Origin of the sequence: Vibrio echinoideorum (assembly GCF_024347455.1) — a bacterium.
In the GTDB taxonomy this organism is placed as follows: domain Bacteria; phylum Pseudomonadota; class Gammaproteobacteria; order Enterobacterales; family Vibrionaceae; genus Vibrio; species Vibrio echinoideorum.
This window is the reverse complement of sequence record NZ_AP025483.1, coordinates 345,210-366,333: the sequence shown is the minus strand read 5'-3', so window position 1 is coordinate 366,333 and position 21,124 is coordinate 345,210. Positions and strand designations below refer to the sequence as shown.

The following is a 21,124-nucleotide window of genomic DNA, read 5'->3' as shown; positions in this document are numbered from 1 at the left end:
TCGTTTGAGATAGTGACATAGGCAGAAAAGATGGCTCGCAAAAACCAAAAAGCCCCATGGGAACCAGAAGAAGAAATCATCTGGGTAAGTAAGACAGAAATGAAAACGGACATGGATGCCCTGCAAAAGCTGGGAGAAGAGCTTGTTGAACTAAAGCCTTCTATTCTTGATAAGTTCCCTTTGTCTGAAGACCTGGCACAAGCGATTAAAGATGCACAACGCTTTAAAAATGAAGCGAAGCGTCGTCAACTTCAATACATTGGCAAAGTAATGCGTAATGTAGATCCTGAGCCGATTCAAGCTGCTTTAGATAAAATACGTAACAAGCACTCACAAGCAACTGTTGAGCTTCATAAGCTTGAGCTACTGCGTGACCGTATTGTTGAAAAAGGTGATGCTGCAATTTCAGACGTTATGGAAACATACCCTGAAGCAGACCGTCAGCGTCTTCGTCAATTAGCTCGCCAAGCTAACAAAGAAAAATCAGCGAATAAGCCAGCGAAGGCTTCTCGCGAAATTTTTCAAATCTTAAAAGAGCTAAAGCAAGACCAGTAATCGGTACTTCGCTTTACTCAATATTTAATAAAAGACCTAGCACATGCTAGGTCTTTTTTTTCGACTTACTCAATATAAAAAGTCCTCAAGACCAATACTCAGTCGTCACTCACCCGCCTTAACAAACGCGCTTAACTCTGATTGAGAGTGTTCGGCCGTCAACACTTCTATTGAATCTTCAACCAACACTTTACCTAGCGCGACAAAAACAAATTTATTCGCGATACTTCTAGCATCACCTAAATGGTGGGTCACCATCAAAACAGTAATATTTCGCTCTGCCGCTAATCGCCTCACTAGGTTAAGCATCTCTTCGCGAAGCAAGGGATCAAGTGCAGAAAAGGGCTCATCAAGAAGCCAAATATCATGTGGCTGAACAAAACAGCGGGCTAACGCTACACGTTGACGTTGGCCACCAGATAATTGCTCAGGCAACCTATCTAAATACTCAGCAACCCCAACTTGTGTTGCAGCTTGTTCCACTTCGAGCTTTTGGGCTGCTGTAAGCTTTAACCCTGGATGCAACCCCAAACCAATATTCTCACGCACAGTAAGGTGAGCAAACAGGTTATGTTCTTGGAACAACATTGCCAATGGACGTTGGTATGCCTCTTTACCAATCAGAGATTGACCTGCCACTGAAATCTCACCCGATGTAGGTTCAATAAATCCAGCCACCAATGCCAGCAATGTTGATTTACCTGCACCACTCGGCCCCATCAATGCAACAATGTCGCCCTGCTCCGCTTGGAAATCAAAGCTAAACAACTCTTGGTGATAGTGGTAGTCCACATCTTTCATCACTAACATCATCGGTTCCTTAACTCTTTAGTGTCTAGGTTTGAGTTTCGAGTAAATAAAAATTCTATTAAGCTAAAACTGCCCACACTCAGCAGCAGTAAACTCACTGAAACTACTGCGGCGGCTTCCATTTGGTAGCTTCCAAGCAACTGGAATAGGTATAAAGGCAACGTTCTAAAGTCTTGGCTACCAAACAAGGCAATCGCACTTAAATCTCCCATCGCAAGCATGAAGCTGATTGAGAATGCATGTGCCATAGGTTTGCGTAATGCACGCCACTCCACCAATCTGAATCGCGTAAAGCCAGTCATCCCTAGACTCGCACAAACATACTGATACTGCTGAGACAGGTGCAACATAGGTTGAGCCAAGGTTTTAATCACGTAAGGCAGCGCCATCAAGCTGTTCACGGCAATCACAATAAAGAAAGCCAAGCTGAACACATCGGTAAATGAACGCAGCAATAAAAAAAGACCAGTACTGATCACTAACCCCGGCGTCACTAAAATAATCGTGCCAATCAGCTCGATTTTATCGGCTCGAAAATTCTTGTTCTGTAAGCGCCATGCACGACTGGTCAGCAGTATCGCAATACCGATAAAGACAGCGATAACACTGGCCAAAGAAGCCACCCGAACCGAAGTCATTAACGCCGCCCAAAACGGTTCACTGCTGAGTACCGTCAACGCTTGTGAGTTAATTCCACTGAAGATAACCATGGCTAATGGCGGCAATACCAGCATTGAGACTACGATGATCCAAAAGCTATCCCAAGCTTTTGACCACCAGCTGTCCTTAACCAAATATTTCTCTTCCGACAGCTGACTGGCTGTCACGGAAATAGGCTTAGACAAACGCTGAATACTCACCGCTAGCACACCACACAATAGCATTTGCCATATTGCGAGTAACGCACCAGCCTGCAGGTCAAAGTCGAATTTAATTGCTTGATAGATGGCCAACTCGATAGTGGTCGACTTTGGGCCTCCACCTAAAGCCATTACAGTAGCAAAGCTGGTAAAACACAACATGAAGACTAAGCCACAAACATGTGGCAGTTGCTGCCTTAAACGCGGCCATTCAACCCATTTAAATTTATTCCAGTGACTCATACCCAAATGAGCACACAGCTTATGTTGCTCGGCAGGCACGGTATCCAAAGCTTGTAAAAGTAAACGGCTAGCATAAGGCAGGTTAAAGAAGATATGTGCGAGCAAAATGCCATTCAAACCATAAATCGAGAATGGTAATTCAATGTCGAAGTTAGCCAAAAATTTAGCTAGCCAACCACTGTTGCCATAAATCGCGAGCAAGCCAAAGACACCAACTAACACAGGCAGAACCAAGGTCGAGGCGAACAGCCTTAACAACAGAGCTCGTCCAAAAAATTGCCTGCGACATAGAGCGTGAGCAATGGGTATAGCAAAGCCAACACTCAGTAAAGTTGAGAGTGTCGCTTGATAAAAACTGAATTTCGTTACATGCCAATAGTAAGGATCGGACCATACTTGGCTGATATCAAGAGAAGGGGCATTGCTAAGCAATGCCCCAACTGCTGAAACCACGAAGGCGGTAATGAGTATCGCAACCCAGATCCCGACCTTAGGTGTTTTCTTTATCATAAATTGATTTTTTACCGTAAATAGTTCGCTCAAAGTATATTGAACGAACCTTTAAATACAGAAAGTTAAAAGCTAGTTTTTAGAAAGCTAATCGTTAGACAATTAAGTTAGAAAGTAAGTGCACTCTGCCATTCGCGAATCCAAGCCTTACGCTTAGAGGCGATTTCTTCAGGCGTAAAGCTCAGAGCTTTCTGCGGTACCGTTAACTGCTCGAACCCTTTTGGTAGTTCGATGTCAGTCACTGGGTACATCCAGTTGCCCGTTGGCATTGCCGATTGGAACTCGTCACTTAGGATAAACGCCATAAACTCATCAGCCAGTTTTTCGTTCTTACTGCCTTTAACCTTAGCTGCCACTTCGACTTGAGTGTAATGGCCTTCTTCGAAGCTTGCAGCTGCGTACTTAGAGTCACTTTCTGCAATGATGTGGTAAGCCGGAGATGTTGTGTAAGACAAGACTAAGTCCGACTCGCCTTCTAAGAACATAGAGTAAGCCTCAGACCAGCCTTTAGTAACCGTAACCGTCTTCTGAGCAAGCTTCTTCCAAGCTGCTGTCGCTTCATCACCGTATACTGACTTCATCCATAGCATCATGCCTTGACCCGGCGTTGATGTACGTGGGTCTTGGTAAATAACCTTGAGGTCGTCACGCTGCTCAACCAGTTCTTTCAAGCTCTTAGGTGGGTTTGCTAGTTTCTCTTTGTTATAGATAAACGCAAAGTAGCCAAAGTCATAAGGGACAAAGGTGCTGTCGTTCCAGCCGTTAGGAAGTGTCACTGATGACGTATCAACACTGTGCTCAGTCAATAAACCCGTCGCTTTTGCTTCAGCCATTAGATTGTTATCTAGGCCTAACACGATATCTGCTTTGCTATTACTGCCTTCAAGGCGCAAGCGGTTCAGAATCGACACGCCATCTTCTAGCGCGACAAAGTTCACATCGCAACCACACTTTTCTTCAAATGCTTTTTCAACGGCAGGACGAGGGCCCCAATCCGCTGCAAAAGAGTCATAGGTGTAAACCGTTAGGGTATTGTCTGCAGCAAAGGCAGAAAAAGAGATGGCTGTAGTAACAGCAAGAGTTGTTAATGTGAATTTCACTGGACGCTCTCCATGGTCTGAGCGGCACAGGTTTGAGGGAGGAGAACGGTAGAAGTTGTTCCTAACTCAATTCCTACGCCAGCATTATCTGGTTCAGGTTTACGGGTCCCAAGCACTTGCTTGATCTCAGCTCGCATTCATTATTTGAATGGTTCGCTCCCCGATGAGTGTTCAGAATTGTAATTCGAATTTTAACAATAAGCTATCAAGTTTGGATCAATTACGTTGATCGTAACCCCAACGTGGCACTAAACCTTGCTCGATGCCAAGATGATCCAAAATGCGCGCCACCATAAAATCGACCAGATCTTCAATCGACTTAGGTTGATGATAAAAACCCGGAGCGGCAGGCATAATCGTCACACCCATGGTCGATAGCTTATGCATGTTCTCTAAGTGCAGCGTCGAAAATGGCGTCTCACGAACCACCAACAATAGTTGGCCTCGTTCTTTCATGACCACATCTGCAGCTCGTTCAATCAGATTATCCGATAAGCCATGAGCAATTGAAGCCAAGCTTCCTGCGGAACATGGGCAGACTACCATCTGCTTCGGCGCTGCAGAACCAGAGGCAACCGGCGAGAACCAATCATCTTTGCCACACACCACCAGCTTTTCGGGGTCACACCCAAGGTGTTTAACCAAAGCTTGTTTCGCTGCATCTGGTCCAGCAGGTAACTTAAGTTCATGCTCGGTCGCCAACACCACTCGCGCAGCCGACGATATCAGTAAATAAACCTGATAATCCGCCGCCAAAAGGCATTCAAGTAAACGCAGGCCATAAGGCGCACCTGATGCGCCAGTGAAAGCGAGGGTTATAGCTTTATCGTATTTTGTCATGTTCTCAATTACTTCAAAATATAAGGTCGTGGATCAGTTAGCCCTTGAGTGCCAACGCATCCAACAATTTCTGGTGAATACCACCAAAGCCACCATTACTCATTACTAAGATTTGGTCGCCCGCTTGTGCCTCTGAGACAATTCTAGCAACGAATGCATCCATGTCATCACTTACATGTGCGGGTTGATGGCACGCATCGGCAACATCTTGTACAGACCAATCAATGTTATCCGGCTGGAATAAGTAGGTAGAATCCGCCTGTTTGAGCGAATCAGCCAAGGTTTCTTTATGCACACCACGCTTCATGGTGGCAGAACGAGGCTCTAAAACGGCAATGATTTTTTTCGTATCGACCTTATTACGTAAGCCACCCAGAGTAAGTTCAATCGCCGTTGGGTGATGTGCAAAATCGTCATAGACAGAAACACCGCCCACCTCACCTTTAAACTCTAAGCGACGCTTGGTATTAATGAAAGTTGCCAGTGATTCACATCCTAAGTCGGGTGTCACACCAACATGTCTTGCCGCCGCAATCGCCATCAAGGCATTACTTACGTTATGATCGCCAACCAAATCCCAGTCTACGGTTCCAACACATTCGTCTTGGAAATAGACCTCAAATTTGGAGCCATCTTTAACCAGTTTCTTAGCATCCCAATCGCCAAATTCGCCGCTCGATTCAGTCTCACTCCAGCAACCACGAGATAACACATCTTGGATCGCGGTATCTTGCTTCGGTGAGAAAATACGGCCATTGCTTGGCACTGTGCGGACCAAATGATGGAACTGTCGCTTGATCGCTTCAAGATCATCAAAGATATCCGCATGATCGAACTCAAGATTATTCATCACTAACGTTCTTGGATGATAATGAACGAACTTAGATCGTTTATCGAAAAAAGCACTGTCGTATTCGTCGGCTTCAACCACGAAGAACATACTTTCACCAAGGCGAGCAGATATACCAAAGTTACCCAACACACCGCCAACTAAGAAGCCCGGTGCATAGCCACAGTCTTCCAAGATCCAAGCCAACATGCTTGATGTAGTAGTCTTGCCATGCGTTCCCGAGACCGCAAGAACCCAACGGTCATGCAGTAGAAATTCTTGCAACCATTGCGGGCCAGATGTGTATCTAAGGTTATTATCCAATACATACTCAACACACGGGTTACCACGGCTCATGGCATTACCGATAACCACGAGATCAGGCCTTGGCTCTAATTGACTAGGGTCGAACCCTTCAATAATCTCAATCCCCTGAGACTCCAACAAGGTGCTCATTGGAGGATAAACATTCGCGTCACTACCCGTAACCTTGTGACCTAATTGACGAGCCAATACCGCGGCACCACCCATGAAGGTGCCACAAATTCCTAAGATGTGAATATGCATATATTGCTTCCAAACGCTTGGCTAAATGAGCCATGTCTAAATCAAACTACTTGCACTCATTATCATTAAATGGCGATTAAAAGCGAGCAGCAATGCAAAACAAATTTAGTCGACATAGTAAGTGAGATCTGTGTCGCTTAGTTCATTACCATTAAAAAGATCTAACCTTTAGAATTTAGGTAAGCGTCTAGATGAATAAAGCCCACTCAAGAGGCCTAATCTACAGTGCTCAAATCCCCCCTAATATTGAGAGAAGTTTAAGGAAATAACATGTCTGAGATGCGCACCCTTGGTGAGTTCATTGTTGCAAAACAAAATGACTTTCCCCATGCAAGTGGTGATCTATCATCCCTTTTGTCATCAATTCGTCTTGCTGCAAAAATTGTTAACCGTGAAATCAACAAAGCAGGTCTTGTCGACATTACTGGCGCTGTTGGTACAGACAACGTTCAAGGTGAAGAGCAACAAAAGCTAGACCTTTACGCGAACGACAAATTTAAAGCGGCTCTAGAAGCTCGTGACCAAGTTTGTGGTGTAGCAAGTGAAGAAGAAGACGAAGCGGTTGCCTTCAATAAAGAGCTCAACAAAAACGCAAAATACGTTGTTCTGATGGATCCATTAGATGGCTCTTCAAACATCGATGTGAATGTATCGGTTGGTACAATTTTCTCTATCTACCGTCGAGTATCACCGATTGGCACTCCGCCAACACAAGAAGATTTCCTACAACCTGGACACAAGCAAGTCGCTGCGGGTTACGTAATTTACGGTTCTTCAACCATGCTTGTTTACACAACAGGTGCTGGCGTAAATGGCTTCACCTACGACCCATCGCTGGGTACCTTCTGTCTATCTCATGAAAACATGATGATCCCTGATGAAGGCAAGATTTACTCGATCAACGAAGGTAACTACTTCCGTTTCCCTACGGGTGTTAAAAAGTACATCAAGTACTGCCAAGAAGATGAGCCGAGTGATAACCGTCCTTACACCTCTCGTTACATTGGCTCTCTAGTATCAGACTTCCATCGTAACCTGCTGAAAGGCGGTATCTACTTATACCCAAGCACACAAAGTCACCCTCAAGGAAAACTGCGTCTGTTGTACGAGTGCAACCCAATAGCTTTCCTTATGGAACAGGCTGGTGGTATCGCATCAGACGGTGTTCAACGTATCATGGATATCAAGCCAACTGAGTTGCACCAACGTGTACCTTTCTTTGTTGGAACGACAGATATGGTTCGCAAAGTAGAAGAGTTTCTTGAGCTTAACCGAGACTAATTCTCTCGCTTATTTCTCGAAATAGCGTCACTAAAAAAGCCAGCATCACAGATGCTGGCTTTTTTAGTGACGCTATTTAAGCGCGAGACAGTATTATCGAATTTCAAACTTCGATTCTGCGCCCCGTTCAAAGTTGAAACGGAACCATTTATCGACATCATCGCAAATCCCGAGGTAAGTCTCACCACGGCGCCCTAAAGCTCTTGGGTTTTGAGAACAATACTGAGTTTTACCGACTTCATAACCTTGCCCGTATGCTGCATATAAATTTGCATCAATCGATGGTGATGAGGCTGCTTCAGCCAAGCTCATTTCACTCTGCTTTGTTTTTCCTTTGAGTGCCCTTTCTTCACCAAAGCTCTGCCAATCGGTCGTGTTCATTGATGTCGGTGGTGGTGGAGTTTGCACACAACCAAATAGCGATAATGATAGTACCAATAATAGATATTTCATAATTTCCTCCTGATGGAAAAGACTAGCCTGTACATTAAGACTGTTAGCTATTACGTCAGAATGCTTTCAGTAGTTCATTTACTATAGCGAGTTGCTTCGCTTACACCAGTCACCCGAAAGTATTTCTTTATTAGCTGTTAGATCAAGCTGATACAAATATACCCATGCTAATCCAAATATAGTCTCTATTTGCTCGCGACGATACTCAATCGGAACATCTTCTAGCCGATCGAGCGACGCCAAAACTTCGTCGTTAATGATATAGACCTCACCAACGACACTTTTCTTTCCAAGAATCATCGCTGGATAAGCAACTAAGTCAAAAAGAGCATAACTTTGTGGTGTATCAAACCTGCCTAAGTACTCGCATTGCTGCAAATAGTGGTGGTTCGATTGACCTTGTCTCAACGTTCCATATACAAAAACAAGATGCTGCATAAATACCCCATAATCCTTTCGATTTGCATGCCGACCAATGAATGAAACCTCAGCAACTCGAATTCAAATTGATTTACTCAAATTCAAATTGATAAAGAAGATCCACTGCACTATCGAGACCAGATACGGCTTCCACGTAGAGATCCTGCATCAATCGATAACGAACGGTAAACTCGCCTAACGAGTTAAAGATACCCACACCATATTTCACCTGTAAACCTGGGAGAATATAGCCACTTACCGTAACCTGAGAGTCATCCCCAGAGCCTGCTGTGTCCAGTTGTAAATCCTGTACACCAAAGGCTTCGCCGATTTCACCAACGACCTTACCGCTCTTCGCTAAGCTCAAACCAATTAACGTAGTCGTCATAGAACCACTCGACTCTCCATCGATATCTTGACCACGTAAAATATAAGACAGCGCGTTGGCTTGTGGCATGGCAGGATCAGAATAAATCTCGATGGTTGGCTCTGTCGCAGGGCCTGTAACTCGAATACCTGCAGTCACATCATCTTGAGTATTATCCGGGTTACGAATCGCATTTATTGCCACGTATGGCTGATCTGGAGGTCCATTCATCAGGATTTTACCCTCTTCGATCAAGAGATCTTGCCCGAATGATTGATAAGTACCATCCACGATATTCACTTCACCTGTGATAAATGGGCCTTGATCTTTTTGAGCTACATTCAACTTACCGACTAAATCACCTTCTAAGCCAAAAGCAGAAAGTTTAAAGTCATCCCCTATCGAGATATTAATATTGGTTACAACATCAAATGGGATCGTCGATTCAGTCTCAGGTTTGAGGTCTTTATTTAAAATGATCTGATCAGAAGAAACGCCGATAGCCGAAGGCGGTAAATCTTCAACCAAAATTCGTCCCCAAGGCAATTTAATGTCGCCCGTTATTTTGGCCAACTTTGGAGTGACATCAATGGTCATGTCAGGAACAACTTTAACCTTAACCATCGGTGGAACATCGACCATCAATTCGTCTGCAAAGATTCGGACTTTTGATCGCCACGCTTGAAGATCCTGCCAATCCCCAGAACCCTCGATATCAAGATGACCATCCGGAGTTTCGACATTCGCATCAAGCTTCGCGCTGTAACCATCAAAGTCGAGATCAATACGACCATCTTTCACATCAACAGGCGTTACATCACCCTTGACTTGAATCCCAGCCACAGAGAATTGACCGAAGACCTGAGGATGCATCAAAGAGCCTTTTACTTTTAAATCACTCTCAAGATCGGCCTTCAATAAGCTATATTCGCCAAGAATCGGTTGTAAGAAATCTAGATGGAACGTTGTCAGATTAATTGCCGCATCGACCATTTTATCTTCAGCGAGAATATCCGGTAACGATACTGTGCCAGACAGGTCGCCATTATCAGATACATCCAGTTTAAAGTCGGCGTTCAGTTGGTTGTCTTTCAACTGAGCATTCAATGCAATACTTTCCCAACCCAGCGTGATTGGCTCTCCGACTTGCTGAACAACCTGACCTTTCGGCATATCGACGCTAACCGTAACTTCTGGCTCACCTTGTTCTGACCACTTAGCATGAACCGCGGCATTCACTAAGCCCTGTAGTTGTGTCTCTTTAGGGACAAAAGCTTTAATCTGTTCGAAGTCGAATTGGTTGATCGCCAATCTCACCTCACCCGACTTTCCAACACGAACATCTTCATCCAGACACACACTCGAACCAGATTGCTTCCAACAATGTGCTTGTACATCAGCAAACTGCTTGTCAACATCCGCCTTAATCGAGACAGGTTGTTCTAACACCCAAGGTCCTTGCTGAGTGGTAATTTTGACTCTGTCTAACGACCCATCCCAAATAAGAGAAGGTTTTTGAATCAATTCACCGGAAATAGCTAAGCTTGTAGACACGATGTCGGATATCACATCAAGTGTCACTGTATGCTTCTTCTCACCACCGTTCACCGTTAACCCAATACTTTCAACCTTTTGATCTTGATAGGTTAGGTTATTCGCTTTCAATACCAGATCGGCCTGAGGCGCTGGTAATGGAGTAACAGAACCACGAAGAGACAATGATTCTAATGTGGCTTCATTGTTCCAATCTACACGATCGACGTTAAGAGAAAGGTCGATATCCGGCTCTTTGAAAGGTCCGCTTAAATTAATATCGCCAATCACTGTACCTTTCAGTTCAGGAACGCTTTTCGCTAATTGAGGAAGGTTAATTGCAACGCTCATATCCCATTGTTTATCAAGCTGCCCCTGTGCCTTTATCGAGTTGTCACCGTGAGCTAAACTCAAGCCACTGGTTTTCAGCTTAGGTTCGCCGCTTGCACTGCGGTCAGACGCAGATAACTGCCCCTCGATATCCAGAGGGTATTCTCGCAAGATTCCTTCAATATCCAGCTTAGGCAGTTCAATCGCCCAACCACCTACTTCTGTTAGTTCACCAGAAGTGACTAGGCTTCCGCTAATCTTGCCTTCTGCTTCCGGCCACTGTAATCCTGGCTGAATATCTTGTAACGTAATCTCAGCCTGCCAGTTAACGAGCTCTTTCCAATTCGCTTTAACCACACCATTAAGCTCCCCTCCCAGAGTGTTTAATTTGAGTCGTTCAAGCTCAATCTGTTCCGTCGTGCCTTTGCCCTTTAGGTCAATAGCTAATGCAGGAATATCCTTACCATCAGCGTCTCCCTTAAGCTGTACATGGAAACCATCTAATGAACCATCAGCCTTAAACCGCTCAATTGCAGTTTGGTAGTCACTTTTACCTGCCAGAGGCCATTGCGCTTGACCATCTTCTAAAAGAAGGTCAAATGGCAGAGTTGGCTCTAAAGGTTGAATATCCCCAGACAGCTTTGCCTCAATCAATTCAGAAAACTGAGAATCTAGGCTTAGCTTGGCCACGCTACCTTGTGCTTTCAGCGATAACTTCTGACCAGCGAGGTCGGTTTCTTTCACTAAAGCATCTAAAGAAAGATCTAACGGGTAGCCACCTTTAAGCTCAACCTTAGCCGCAAGGTTAGCGCTTGCTTGTGGCATATCAAGCTCTAGAGTAGAAACATCGACCGTATGTTTACCTGCTCGAGCTTCTAGCCCAAGGTGGTTCACTACAATTGGGGTTTCTTGATCTAAGGTGAAACGGTTAAGGTCAAAACGTTCGAGCACGATCTGCAAAGGAATCCAGACTTCAGGTAACTCAATCGCTGTTTTAACCGTCTGTTCTGGTTCCACAATTTCAGCTTGTGTCTTTTCTGTCGACTCAGCGAGCTTAATTCTGAGATCATTCAACAAAGTCGGCGATACTGTCAGCTTTTCACCTTGCATGCTCAAAGCTGTTGAGAACAGGCTCCACTCAATTTCATGGCCTAAGATATTCAACTTAATATCAGACAAAGAGATACGGTTAATAACTATAGGCAGCGGTGTTTTCACCGATGTCACTGGCGGAGTCGGTTCTGTTTCTTCTGCAGAGGCTGGAGGCAATTCCGTGAATGCGAAGTCCAAACCTTGAATCGCTAAGCGGTCGACACACAATTTAGGGTCGAGTAAACAACGAGGATTAATAGCCAAGTTCAGCTTTTGAACCTTGGTGTCGATATGCAAGCTGGCATCTTTAAACTGAACATTATTAAGCGTAAAGCTTGGGAACAAAGCCCCTTTGGTACTTTCCACTTTAAGTTGTGGCAATGCTTTTTCAGCGCCCCATAGCACTGTGTTCAACCCTGGATTGGTGAACAAAACAAAACCGAGCAGGGCTATCAACAACAGCAAAATAGACGTCAACGAAATCGACGTCCATTTAATGCATTTGCCCATCACTTTGATCATAATTCTGGCCCTAAACTAAAGTGCAGTTGGAACTCATCGCCTTTCTTCGCATCTAGACCCCAAGCAAAATCTAAACTAACAGGTCCAACGGGCGATCCCCAACGAACCCCGACACCGGTACCGTGTTTCCATTCTGGAGTGTCATTGAAGGCATCACCAATATCGTAGAAAGCCGCGCCCCACCAATTTCCAACTAAGCGGTATTGGTATTCAAGTGAACTGGTTGCGATAAATTTGGCACCCGTTAGTGCACCACTTTCATCTTTAGGAGAGATTGATTCATAACCATAACCACGGATACTGTTATCACCACCAGCAAAGAACCTGAGCGAGGGAGACAGCTTCTCAAACTCGTCGGCAAAGTTACCACCGAATTGAAGGCGAGCTAAACCTCGGTGATTATTGCCAATACTCCTAATCCACGCAGTTTGGCCTTGGAAACGTACCACCTTGGTTTCAGACAACAAGGTGTCATCAGCTGCCTCAAACATGATGCTCTGTTTATCACCCCACATCGGCATCGAACCACCTCGAGTTCGAGTTCGAGAAAACGACACACCAGGCAACACAAATTGCGCTAAGTCATCTTGTAGACCTTGTTCATAGTTTTCGATTAAGTACCGAATGAACACCGTACGTTGCCAGCCATTATCCAGTCGCCAATATCTTTCCAAGGCTAGGTTTGACTCCAAACTTTTGGTATCACGGTTATCCAAGTTCTTCATACCGTACTTAACTTGATAGTAGTCATTAAGCACATCATCCAGCGGGATTTTATAAGTCGCCGTAATCGTCTGCTCAGGCTTGGAGATCGACAAGCTACTATTGAAGCTATGACCTCGGTCGTTAACCCAAGGCTTCTTCCATTTGAGAGTACCTTTTACACCAAGGTCAGTTGAGACACCGATACCGGTTTCGATTTGATTACGCGCTTGCGGTGCAAGGCTAACCTTCATCGGAATTTCTCGGCCCTCGCCTAGTTGGCTTAAATCAGGCTCAACAAAGACAGAAGAGAACCAATCAGTATTGGAAAGATTCTGGTTGTACTGGCCTACTTTGGTAATCGAGTATGGTTCACCGTCTTCAAATGGTTTAAGCGATTGCACCTTATCTTCTTTAATCTGACTGCCAGTAACCTGAGTGGTGCCAAAGTGATATCGAATTCCACTGTTATAATGAAGACGAACATAAGCACGGTTTAATTCAGGAGCAACCTCTAGCTTGCTTACCTCATACGCACCATCGAAATAGCCTTTCGCTAATCCAAGGTTACGTATCGACGATTTCAGAGAATCATAATTACCATGATTAAGGATTGAACCTTTAGACAGCTGACTCTTAGCGATCAACGCTAAAAAATCAGGATCATCTTCGGCTTCACCGCTCAATACAATATCTGAGGTATAAATAACAACGGGTTCCCCTTGCTCAACCATTACGGTCAATTCAGAGTCGTCTTCGGAGTGAGAAAATGTGATTAGAGGTTGGTAGTAACCTAACGCATTCAGCGCTTCTTTGATCATAGATTCCAAGCGAGATTGAAACCTAAGCGAAACTGAATACTCTTCTTCAGGAACAGCACTCAAATAAGCATCAACATTATCCTCAAGCGCTCCATCAAGCCCCTTAATCTCAAGGGAAACGTCAGCGAAAGCGAGCGTTGATGACAGTAGAGTGCCAATCAGAACTGGTAAAGTTTTTCTCATCATGTTTAATTGGTGAAGAAGTTATCAATACGTTAAGAAGTGAAAAGAAATAGTACCGCTAAAAAGACATTGAGTCTGTAATAAATACTGCAATAACACGGTCTAATTTAAATACTTATTCAATATGAACTCGCAGTAAATATGAGCCTACAGTTAATATAAACCTAGAGCTAATGTTAACTAACGCGGTAAACGTATGCAAAAAGGAATACAACATGCTAAATAAACAACTACTGGTTTCCGCAACAACCGCGTTACCGGGCAATGCTGACCCAATTCGAATTACTGAGCGCCATTTTCTCAATCAAACCGACTTACTCGATACTCCAACGGGTTCCCAACAAGAAGTCCTACTTGGTATGGGCTGCTTCTGGGGAGCAGAGCGACTGTTGTGGCAATTAGATGGCGTAATTTCTACATCCGTAGGCTACGCAGGTGGATACACAGTCAATCCAACCTATGAGCAAGTATGTAGTGGGCAAACAGGCCATACCGAAGTTGTTCGTGTCATTTTTGATAGTGAGCAAACGTCTTTAGCACGAATACTTGAGACCTTCTGGGAACGTCACGACCCGACTCAAGGTATGCGTCAAGGCAATGATTTAGGCACTCAATATCGCTCCGCTATCTACACCTTTAGTGAAGAACAACAAGCTATCGCTGAGCAATCTCGACATGAATATCAAAGAGCAATGACTGAGTCTTTAGGCAACGAGATCACAACAGAAGTTCTCCCTGCTGGAAAATATTTTTTTGCCGAAACGTACCACCAGCAGTATCTAGCAAAAAATCCTAATGGCTACTGTGGTTTAGGTGGAACGGGTGTGTGTTTCCCTCCACAATAAATAGTGCTAGGCCGCAAACTAAAACGACACCCATTAAAAAAGGGCTTCCATTAAGAAGCCCTTTTTCGTTGTAGTTTATTTTGTATGAGACAAATCGATAAGTGTCAGTTACACCGGCAACGCAGCAATCGTGCCGTTAACTTCTTTAAAAATAGTGAGCTTTTGTTTGTCTGAAACTTCAGGAAGAAGCACCTTGCCTTGGTCGAAGCGAAACTCTCCGACACCTTCAATAGCAAACTGGCCTTTGAATAGGACTTTAACGAAACGCGCCACCTGACGTGGACGGTAAGTAGAAAATTCTCTTAACATAATACAACCTCAATTCCATTTGAGTACAACAGCGGTTCCCCTGAACAAAGCTTTGTTCAAAGCACATTTTATAGCTAAATCCGTTAGCTAATAGCAAGATAATCTATTGTTTACCCTGATACTGTCGCATTATACCTTTTAGTAACAAGCTCGCAACTTATTTCTACACCGTACGATAAAAAAGTTAAAGAGGCATTTTTCAGATTTCATATTATACTTCCAATGCAAACCAATAAGCGGAACAAAAATATAATGAAAAACAAAACTCTACTGGCTTTTTTAGCCGCAGCCTCTCCACTCTTCGCCAATGCTCATAATCTATCCGTAGGCACTTCTTTACCTGCTGTCGATGTTAGCAATTATGGTGAAATTGTCCTAAACGACGGTAAAACAGGATATCAAGCTTGGGCAACCAATGATCTCCTAGGAAAAGTTCGCGTCGTTCAAGCTATCGCTGGCCGCAGCAGCTCTAAAGAGCTCAACGCACCACTGATGGCTGCAATTACAGCATCGAAATTCTCAGAAGACAGCTACCAAACCACCACCATCATCAACCAAGATGATGCTATTTGGGGGACTGGGTCTTTTGTTAAATCATCAGCCGAAAGCAGCAAAGAAGAGTTTCCATGGTCTTCTATGGTGCTAGATGAAGACGGAACGGTAGCTTCAGCATGGGCTTTAAAAGAAGAAAGCTCAGCGATCATCGTTCAGGACAAACAAGGTGAAATTTTGTTTGTTAAAGAAGGCGCACTCAATGAATCAGAAGTCGTTCAAGTCGTTGAGCTGATTAAAGCGAGTCTTTAATTAGATATTCGCGTCTTTTTCGAGACCTGACCAAAGGATATTGTTATATTATAACAGTATCCTTTTTTAATTCTGTGGTTAATTATCCTCATGTGGCAAAACACACCTAACAATGTGAAACGCAAAACAGGCTTCTTGCTAGGGCTCATGCTCTTGCTAAGCGTGCTAGCAGCCACCCACATGGTGGACATCGACCCAGAACATCATACTTCACATCATTGTGAGCTGTTTTCGATAAACCAATTCATCACGGCACACTCACTCCCACAGATTCCAGAGTTTCATTCAGAGTTTACTGTCGCCATAACAGAACCAGTAAGTTCGTTGCAGCGTTTGTATTTCGCTTATTTAGCTCGTTCCCCTCCTGTAAAGATCACTTAAATACCACTATTTTTTAATTAATCTTTATTCAGGAAAAAAAACATGAAACCTTCTATTTTAGCCGTTGTTATCGGCATGACTCTTTCTACTAATGTTCTTGCTAACGAAGAATTCCGCTCCCATGAAGCACACGTGCACGGTAAAGTTGAAGTAAACATCGCTCAAGACGGACAAGAACTGCTTGTTGAAGTGACAGCTCCAGGTGCCGATGTGGTTGGCTTTGAACATGCTCCAAAAACTGCTGAACAGAAGAAAATGTTTGAGCAAGCTATCGCACAATTAAACAAGCCAGAAGAACTATTTGATTTCAACAATGTAAGCTGTACGTTGAAATTCAAGTCAGTGACTAACACCTTGGAAGGCGATCATGATGACCATGAAGGCCATGACCACGCGGAACATGATCACGACGACCACGAAGGCCATGACCATGCAGAACATGATCACGACGACCATGAAGGCCATGACCATGCAGAACATGATCACGACGATCACGAAGGCCATGACCATGCAGAACATGATCACGACGACCACGAAGGCCATGACCATGCAGAACACGATCATGATGACCACGAAGGCCATGACCACTCAGAAGGTGGCCACGGTGAATTCACTGCCGAGTACCACTACCAATGTTCAGATATTGCTAATCTGAATAATGTTAATACTAAGTGGTTCTCAAAGTTCAGTAATACAAAGTCAATGACAGTGAACTTGCTAACAGACAGTGTTCAAACGCAAGAAGTTCTTAATGCAGAACGTGTTAGCTTCCGATTCTAACAATCATTAGATAGATTTTGCGTAGATAAACAGCCAAGTAAGCATTCACTTACTTGGCTTTTAAAACCGGTGTACTCGGGAATTAATTGTCATTTAGACTGTCCAGAAGAGACACCGCTTTAAATATTGGAGCTAGTATGTCTTTTGACAGTTCATCGCTTGTGGTCAAACTAGAAAATATCAGTTTTCGTTGGAAGCCCGAGTTACCCCCAACGTTAGAAATCCCTTCATTACATATCCAACCTAAAGAGCACCTTTTTATCAAGGGACCAAGTGGTTGTGGTAAATCAACACTATTGGGCTTACTCACAGGAATAAATCAGGCGCAACAAGGCGAAGTATCTATTTTAGGCCAAGACCTTACCCAGCTAACACCGCGTCAGAGGGATAAGTTCAGAGCCGATCATATTGGCTATATATTCCAACAGTTCAATCTACTGCCTTACTTGTCAGTCATCGATAACGTGACACTCCCTTGTCAGTTTTCAAAGATTCGCAAACAACAAGTTGCAGAAAGTCAGAACAGCCAGCAAGCCATTGCTCAAGATTTATTACTTAGACTAAAACTGCCTCAATCCTTAATGGACAAACCCGTTACTGAGTTGAGTATTGGTCAACAGCAACGTGTCGCTGCAGCCCGCGCCTTAATCGGACAACCTAAAATCATCATTGCCGATGAACCGACATCTGCTTTAGATCATGACAACCGAGAAGCCTTTATTGAGCTGTTACTAGAACAAGCTAATCAAGCGGGTTCCACGCTCATATTTGTTAGTCACGATCCAACGCTAGAAAAATTGTTCTCTCGAACCATAGATTTAAAAACTGTTAACCAAGCTAAGGTTATCGTATGAAAGTAATTACTCACTTAGCCCTAAAAAGCGTACTCAACCGTAAAGCAACTGCCATCCTGACGATTCTCACCGTGGCGGTTTCTGTCATTCTATTACTCGGTGTTGAACGTGTGAGAACCGAAGCCAAAAGCAGCTTTGCCAATACGATTTCAGGTACTGACCTTATCGTCGGTGGCCGCTCTGGTCAGGTCAATCTACTGCTTTATTCTGTATTCAGAATCGGTAATGCCACCAACAATATCGACTGGAAAAGCTATGAAGAATTTAGCCACCACAAAGCTGTAAAATGGGCTGTTCCAATCTCGTTAGGTGATTCTCACAAAGGGTTCCGAGTGATGGGCACCAATCATAGCTACTTTGAAAACTATCGTTACGGAAGTAAGCAGCCACTTACTTTTCAGAAAGGTAAAGAATTTAAAGGGTTATTTGATGTAGTAGTCGGTGCCGATGTCGCCAACAAACTAGATTACAAGATCGGTGATAATATCATTCTTGCTCACGGCATCAGTGACGTTGCCTTCAGCCGTCACGATAACCTCCCCTTCACTATCGTAGGTATCCTTTCCCCAACAGGAACACCAGTAGACAAAACGGTTCATGTTTCATTAGAAGCTATTGAAGCAATCCATGTCGGATGGGAATCAGGAGCAAACCTAGGACATACGCCGGATGCTGAAGTACTAAAGCAACGTGACTTCCAACCTAAGCAAATTACCGCAATGATGCTTGGGCTCAACTCGAAGATCCAAACCTTTGCACTGCAACGAGAAATCAATAACTACCGCCAAGAACCTTTAAGCGCCATTATGCCGGGCATTGCTCTACATGAATTGTGGGGCATGATGGCCGTTGCCGAACAAGCACTATTAATTGTGTCGGGGTTTGTTGTCGTTGCTGGATTATTGGGAATGCTCAGTAGTCTGCTCACTAGCTTACAAGAACGACGTAGAGAAATGGCGATCCTCCGAGCGATGGGAGCAAGACCTCGCCATGTCTTTGGCTTGCTGATTAGTGAAGCCAGTGCCCTCACCTTCCTTGGCATAACCTTGGGTGTCGCACTCTTGTTTGCCCTGATCGCAGTAGTTGCTCCAATTGTGCAACAAAGTTATGGTATCAATATATCGATATCTGCAATCACGCCTCATGAGTGGAAACTGCTTATGCTGGTACAAATTGCAGGGATCATTATCGGCTTTATTCCCGCTTTCCGGGCTTACCGTCAGTCATTGTCTGATGGCATGACTATTCGAATCTAAATTAGGAACCTACGATGCAACGCAAATTCCTACTGATACTTGGACTACTTTTATTCCCATTTATCAGCACAGCTCACGCTGAAACAACTCAGAATGACGAATCGGTATTAACACTTGAGTGGATTGACTTAATTCCAGAATCGGAACGAGCTCAACTAGACTCATTTGGCATGCCGATGGTTAACCACGACAGTATGGACAAACCTCAACAATCGACAATTGGCGCTGTTCGCCCAGAGTTAAATGGCAGCACAGTAAAGATTCCTGGTTTTGTGATTCCACTGGAAGGCGATGAGAATATGATCACTGAGTTTCTGCTAGTGCCGTATTTTGGCGCATGTATTCACGTACCACCACCACCACCGAATCAAATCATCTACGTGAAGTTCCCAAAAGGTGCACCAATACAGCAATTATGGGATGTGGTTTATTTAGTAGGTACGCTGAAAACTGAGTCAATAAGCCACGACTTAGCACAAACAGGTTATCTTATTGAAGGCACTGCGATTGAAGAATATGACGACATGTAGTCATTAGAAGGGTGGCTCAAGGATGAGCTGCCGTCACTGAACAAATGATCTTATTCAATAACAGTTTCATAACGATGTTGTTTATCTAATTTACGCGATGTAATTAGATAGATAAGCTAGCACAGCCACATATGTAGCGAGTAATAACCCTATGCCAAGCTGTTTCTTCAGCTTGTTATCATTGACTTGATTCATAACTCCTCCTTGAGAATTACAACAAATTTAACATTTTATTATCATTAGCAAAAGTAAAATTTTGTTTAAACCTTCAACTCTGCACGTAAAATCTAGCCACCATTAAGATAAAGAGTTACATTTTAGACAGTTAAGTCGTCTCGTCACGGTACTCTTATGTCAGAAATCAAACAGCCAGTAATCATTGATCATGCCAGCGATACACAGCATAAGCATGAGAAAAAGCCTCATATCGCCGACAGTGCCAGCAGAATGTTACACATAGCACAAAGCTTCGGCTTAGATTCCTTAATCAATCATGGTGCAAAACCAACCGATAAAAGTGAAAGTACACTAATCGAACGGGCACTATTACGTGAGAAGAAACGTAAAGAGTTGCGTCAAAAGAACCTAGAGCAGATTCTTAAACTGGCACACTCTTCATGTAAAGATGAAGCAGCTGGAGATCCTGATCAGGACTGGCTATACCGTTTTTTCGATATGGCGCAAGAGATCCACAATACATCGATGCAGAGGCTATGGGCTCAAGTACTGAAACGAGAAGTCACCAACCCAGGCTCGACGTCGATGAAGGCGCTTCAGATCTTAAAAGACATGACACCAAAAGAAGCGCTCACCCTACAAAGAGCCGCGTCACTGGGTTGTAGCTTTGGTGGTGATAACAGCAGAAAGCTATTACTCGGTTTTAAAACCCATGCTGGTATATTTAACTTTGGCAAAAGAGATACTACCAACACCATCAACCTTGGTGGACACAACCTGCCCTACTCAAGCCTATTACACCTGATTGAACTGGGTATTATTTTGGGGACTGAGTTAGAGTCTGGTGAGATTGATTTCGATCCAGCGTTACACTTGACTTACCAAGGTAAGAGCATGTCACTGGCGCCTATATCAAAAGGGGTTAAGCTGGTTTACTACCGATTCAGCCCAACAGGCAATGAACTTTGTACCTTGCTTGGGAATAAACCTAACATGCAGTACTACGACCAACTGATTGCATTATTGAACCACAAATTCACAGTACAGACAGAAGTCAAAAGCAGTGTTAACTACACCGTCTAGGTAATAAACGGTGTAGTTAATGAACGGTGTAGGTAATGAAGTATATTTAGAAGAATAAAGAGAAATTAGAAGATAGGTTTCTTGTCT

At 43.9% G+C, this 21,124-nt stretch carries 20 protein-coding genes and 1 riboswitch; of the genes, 10 read left to right on the top strand and 10 right to left on the bottom strand.

Annotation, left to right across the window (positions count from 1 at the left end; genetic code table 11):
• Positions 1–30 precede the first annotated feature (30 nt).
• Positions 31–555, top strand: a complete 525-nt coding sequence (gene yjgA, locus OCV36_RS01740) for a ribosome biogenesis factor YjgA (RefSeq protein ID WP_017073448.1) — start codon at positions 31–33, stop codon at positions 553–555.
• A gap of 105 nt (positions 556–660) precedes the next feature.
• Here the strand turns inward: yjgA and thiQ are convergent, their stop codons facing one another.
• From thiQ to mpl, 5 genes are all read right to left on the bottom strand, one after another.
• Positions 661–1,365, bottom strand: coding sequence for a thiamine ABC transporter ATP-binding protein (gene thiQ / locus OCV36_RS01735; protein WP_135458583.1), 705 nt, complete (start codon positions 1,363–1,365; stop codon positions 661–663).
• Positions 1,365–2,978, bottom strand: a complete 1,614-nt coding sequence (gene thiP / locus OCV36_RS01730) for a thiamine/thiamine pyrophosphate ABC transporter permease ThiP (RefSeq protein ID WP_167853056.1) — start codon at positions 2,976–2,978, stop codon at positions 1,365–1,367. The genes thiQ and thiP overlap by 1 nt, the downstream gene beginning before the upstream one ends.
• 107 nt (positions 2,979–3,085) lie before the next feature.
• Positions 3,086–4,078, bottom strand: coding sequence for a thiamine ABC transporter substrate binding subunit (gene thiB, locus OCV36_RS01725; protein ID WP_135458581.1), 993 nt, complete (start codon positions 4,076–4,078; stop codon positions 3,086–3,088).
• A 53-nt stretch (positions 4,079–4,131) separates the two neighbouring features.
• Positions 4,132–4,251, bottom strand: a riboswitch (TPP riboswitch).
• Positions 4,252–4,294: 43 nt separating this feature from the next.
• Positions 4,295–4,918, bottom strand: a complete 624-nt coding sequence (locus OCV36_RS01720; RefSeq protein ID WP_135458579.1) for a flavin prenyltransferase UbiX — start codon at positions 4,916–4,918, stop codon at positions 4,295–4,297.
• A gap of 37 nt (positions 4,919–4,955) precedes the next feature.
• A complete protein-coding gene (gene mpl / locus OCV36_RS01715) occupies positions 4,956–6,314 on the bottom strand; it encodes a UDP-N-acetylmuramate:L-alanyl-gamma-D-glutamyl-meso-diaminopimelate ligase (RefSeq protein ID WP_135458577.1) in 1,359 nt (452 codons plus the stop codon).
• A gap of 270 nt (positions 6,315–6,584) precedes the next feature.
• Here mpl and fbp point away from each other — a divergent pair, with 270 nt between their 5' ends.
• Entirely contained in the window at positions 6,585–7,595 is a 1,011-nt protein-coding gene (fbp, locus tag OCV36_RS01710) for a class 1 fructose-bisphosphatase (protein ID WP_017073454.1), read from the top strand.
• 93 nt (positions 7,596–7,688) lie between these two features.
• Here fbp and OCV36_RS01705 read toward each other — a convergent pair whose 3' ends face one another.
• The 4 genes from OCV36_RS01705 to tamA all read right to left on the bottom strand — a co-directional run bounded on the left by OCV36_RS01705 (position 7,689) and on the right by tamA (position 14,021).
• Positions 7,689–8,048, bottom strand: a complete 360-nt coding sequence (locus OCV36_RS01705; protein WP_102553823.1) for a DUF2799 domain-containing protein — start codon at positions 8,046–8,048, stop codon at positions 7,689–7,691.
• A gap of 81 nt (positions 8,049–8,129) precedes the next feature.
• Positions 8,130–8,486: a gamma-glutamylcyclotransferase family protein gene (locus tag OCV36_RS01700; RefSeq protein WP_017073455.1), complete on the bottom strand. Its 357-nt coding sequence runs from the start codon at positions 8,484–8,486 to the stop codon at positions 8,130–8,132.
• A 73-nt stretch (positions 8,487–8,559) separates the two neighbouring features.
• The gene (tamB, locus tag OCV36_RS01695; RefSeq protein WP_135458576.1) at positions 8,560–12,312 is read right to left on the bottom strand and encodes an autotransporter assembly complex protein TamB; all 3,753 of its coding nucleotides are present in this window, start codon (positions 12,310–12,312) and stop codon (positions 8,560–8,562) included.
• On the bottom strand, positions 12,309–14,021 hold the full coding sequence (gene tamA / locus OCV36_RS01690) for an autotransporter assembly complex protein TamA (RefSeq protein ID WP_135458574.1): 1,713 nt from the start codon (positions 14,019–14,021) through the stop codon (positions 12,309–12,311). The genes tamB and tamA overlap by 4 nt, the downstream gene beginning before the upstream one ends.
• A 212-nt stretch (positions 14,022–14,233) precedes the next feature.
• On the opposite strand from tamA, the gene msrA reads away from it, so the two are divergent.
• A complete protein-coding gene (gene msrA / locus OCV36_RS01685) occupies positions 14,234–14,863 on the top strand; it encodes a peptide-methionine (S)-S-oxide reductase MsrA (RefSeq protein WP_017073458.1) in 630 nt (209 codons plus the stop codon).
• 108 nt (positions 14,864–14,971) lie between these two features.
• Here the strand turns inward: msrA and OCV36_RS01680 are convergent, their stop codons facing one another.
• Positions 14,972–15,172 (bottom strand): DUF1107 family protein, encoded by a 201-nt coding sequence (locus tag OCV36_RS01680; protein ID WP_017073459.1) that lies wholly within the window; start codon positions 15,170–15,172, stop codon positions 14,972–14,974.
• Positions 15,173–15,424: 252 nt separating this feature from the next.
• On the opposite strand from OCV36_RS01680, the gene OCV36_RS01675 reads away from it, so the two are divergent.
• The 7 genes from OCV36_RS01675 to OCV36_RS01645 all read left to right on the top strand — a co-directional run bounded on the left by OCV36_RS01675 (position 15,425) and on the right by OCV36_RS01645 (position 21,037).
• Positions 15,425–15,976 carry a YtfJ family protein gene (locus OCV36_RS01675; protein WP_017073460.1) on the top strand — a complete coding sequence of 184 codons (552 nt, stop codon included), beginning with the start codon at positions 15,425–15,427 and terminating at the stop codon, positions 15,974–15,976.
• A 90-nt stretch (positions 15,977–16,066) separates the two neighbouring features.
• Complete coding sequence (locus tag OCV36_RS01670) at positions 16,067–16,357, top strand: DUF2607 family protein (RefSeq protein WP_135458572.1); 291 nt, start codon at positions 16,067–16,069, stop codon at positions 16,355–16,357.
• 42 nt (positions 16,358–16,399) lie between these two features.
• Entirely contained in the window at positions 16,400–17,137 is a 738-nt protein-coding gene (gene zrgA, locus OCV36_RS01665; RefSeq protein ID WP_135458570.1) for a zinc uptake protein ZrgA, read from the top strand.
• A gap of 137 nt (positions 17,138–17,274) precedes the next feature.
• Positions 17,275–17,991 carry an ABC transporter ATP-binding protein gene (locus OCV36_RS01660; RefSeq protein WP_017076326.1) on the top strand — a complete coding sequence of 239 codons (717 nt, stop codon included), beginning with the start codon at positions 17,275–17,277 and terminating at the stop codon, positions 17,989–17,991.
• Positions 17,988–19,247, top strand: coding sequence for an ABC transporter permease (locus tag OCV36_RS01655; RefSeq protein WP_017076325.1), 1,260 nt, complete (start codon positions 17,988–17,990; stop codon positions 19,245–19,247). The genes OCV36_RS01660 and OCV36_RS01655 overlap by 4 nt, the downstream gene beginning before the upstream one ends.
• Positions 19,248–19,261: 14 nt before the next feature.
• Positions 19,262–19,777, top strand: a complete 516-nt coding sequence (locus OCV36_RS01650; protein ID WP_017076324.1) for a DUF3299 domain-containing protein — start codon at positions 19,262–19,264, stop codon at positions 19,775–19,777.
• Positions 19,778–20,128: 351 nt separating this feature from the next.
• Positions 20,129–21,037, top strand: coding sequence for a TIGR03899 family protein (locus OCV36_RS01645; protein WP_135458568.1), 909 nt, complete (start codon positions 20,129–20,131; stop codon positions 21,035–21,037).
• The last annotated feature ends 87 nt before the right edge of the window (positions 21,038–21,124 follow it).

Coding starts and splice junctions, on each gene's coding strand:
- zrgA (WP_135458570.1), top strand. CDS start 16,400: ATGAAACCTTCTATTTTAGCCGTTGTTATCGGCATGACTCTTTCTACT.
- fbp (WP_017073454.1), top strand. CDS start 6,585: ATGTCTGAGATGCGCACCCTTGGTGAGTTCATTGTTGCAAAACAAAAT.
- OCV36_RS01660 (WP_017076326.1), top strand. CDS start 17,275: ATGTCTTTTGACAGTTCATCGCTTGTGGTCAAACTAGAAAATATCAGT.
- yjgA (WP_017073448.1), top strand. CDS start 31: ATGGCTCGCAAAAACCAAAAAGCCCCATGGGAACCAGAAGAAGAAATC.
- OCV36_RS01670 (WP_135458572.1), top strand. CDS start 16,067: ATGTGGCAAAACACACCTAACAATGTGAAACGCAAAACAGGCTTCTTG.
- OCV36_RS01645 (WP_135458568.1), top strand. CDS start 20,129: ATGTCAGAAATCAAACAGCCAGTAATCATTGATCATGCCAGCGATACA.
- tamA (WP_135458574.1), bottom strand. CDS start 14,021: ATGATGAGAAAAACTTTACCAGTTCTGATTGGCACTCTACTGTCATCA.
- OCV36_RS01675 (WP_017073460.1), top strand. CDS start 15,425: ATGAAAAACAAAACTCTACTGGCTTTTTTAGCCGCAGCCTCTCCACTC.
- OCV36_RS01705 (WP_102553823.1), bottom strand. CDS start 8,048: ATGAAATATCTATTATTGGTACTATCATTATCGCTATTTGGTTGTGTG.
- msrA (WP_017073458.1), top strand. CDS start 14,234: ATGCTAAATAAACAACTACTGGTTTCCGCAACAACCGCGTTACCGGGC.
- thiP (WP_167853056.1), bottom strand. CDS start 2,978: ATGATAAAGAAAACACCTAAGGTCGGGATCTGGGTTGCGATACTCATT.
- OCV36_RS01720 (WP_135458579.1), bottom strand. CDS start 4,918: ATGACAAAATACGATAAAGCTATAACCCTCGCTTTCACTGGCGCATCA.
- thiQ (WP_135458583.1), bottom strand. CDS start 1,365: ATGTTAGTGATGAAAGATGTGGACTACCACTATCACCAAGAGTTGTTT.
- OCV36_RS01655 (WP_017076325.1), top strand. CDS start 17,988: ATGAAAGTAATTACTCACTTAGCCCTAAAAAGCGTACTCAACCGTAAA.
- mpl (WP_135458577.1), bottom strand. CDS start 6,314: ATGCATATTCACATCTTAGGAATTTGTGGCACCTTCATGGGTGGTGCC.
- OCV36_RS01700 (WP_017073455.1), bottom strand. CDS start 8,486: ATGCAGCATCTTGTTTTTGTATATGGAACGTTGAGACAAGGTCAATCG.
- OCV36_RS01650 (WP_017076324.1), top strand. CDS start 19,262: ATGCAACGCAAATTCCTACTGATACTTGGACTACTTTTATTCCCATTT.
- tamB (WP_135458576.1), bottom strand. CDS start 12,312: ATGATCAAAGTGATGGGCAAATGCATTAAATGGACGTCGATTTCGTTG.
- OCV36_RS01680 (WP_017073459.1), bottom strand. CDS start 15,172: ATGTTAAGAGAATTTTCTACTTACCGTCCACGTCAGGTGGCGCGTTTC.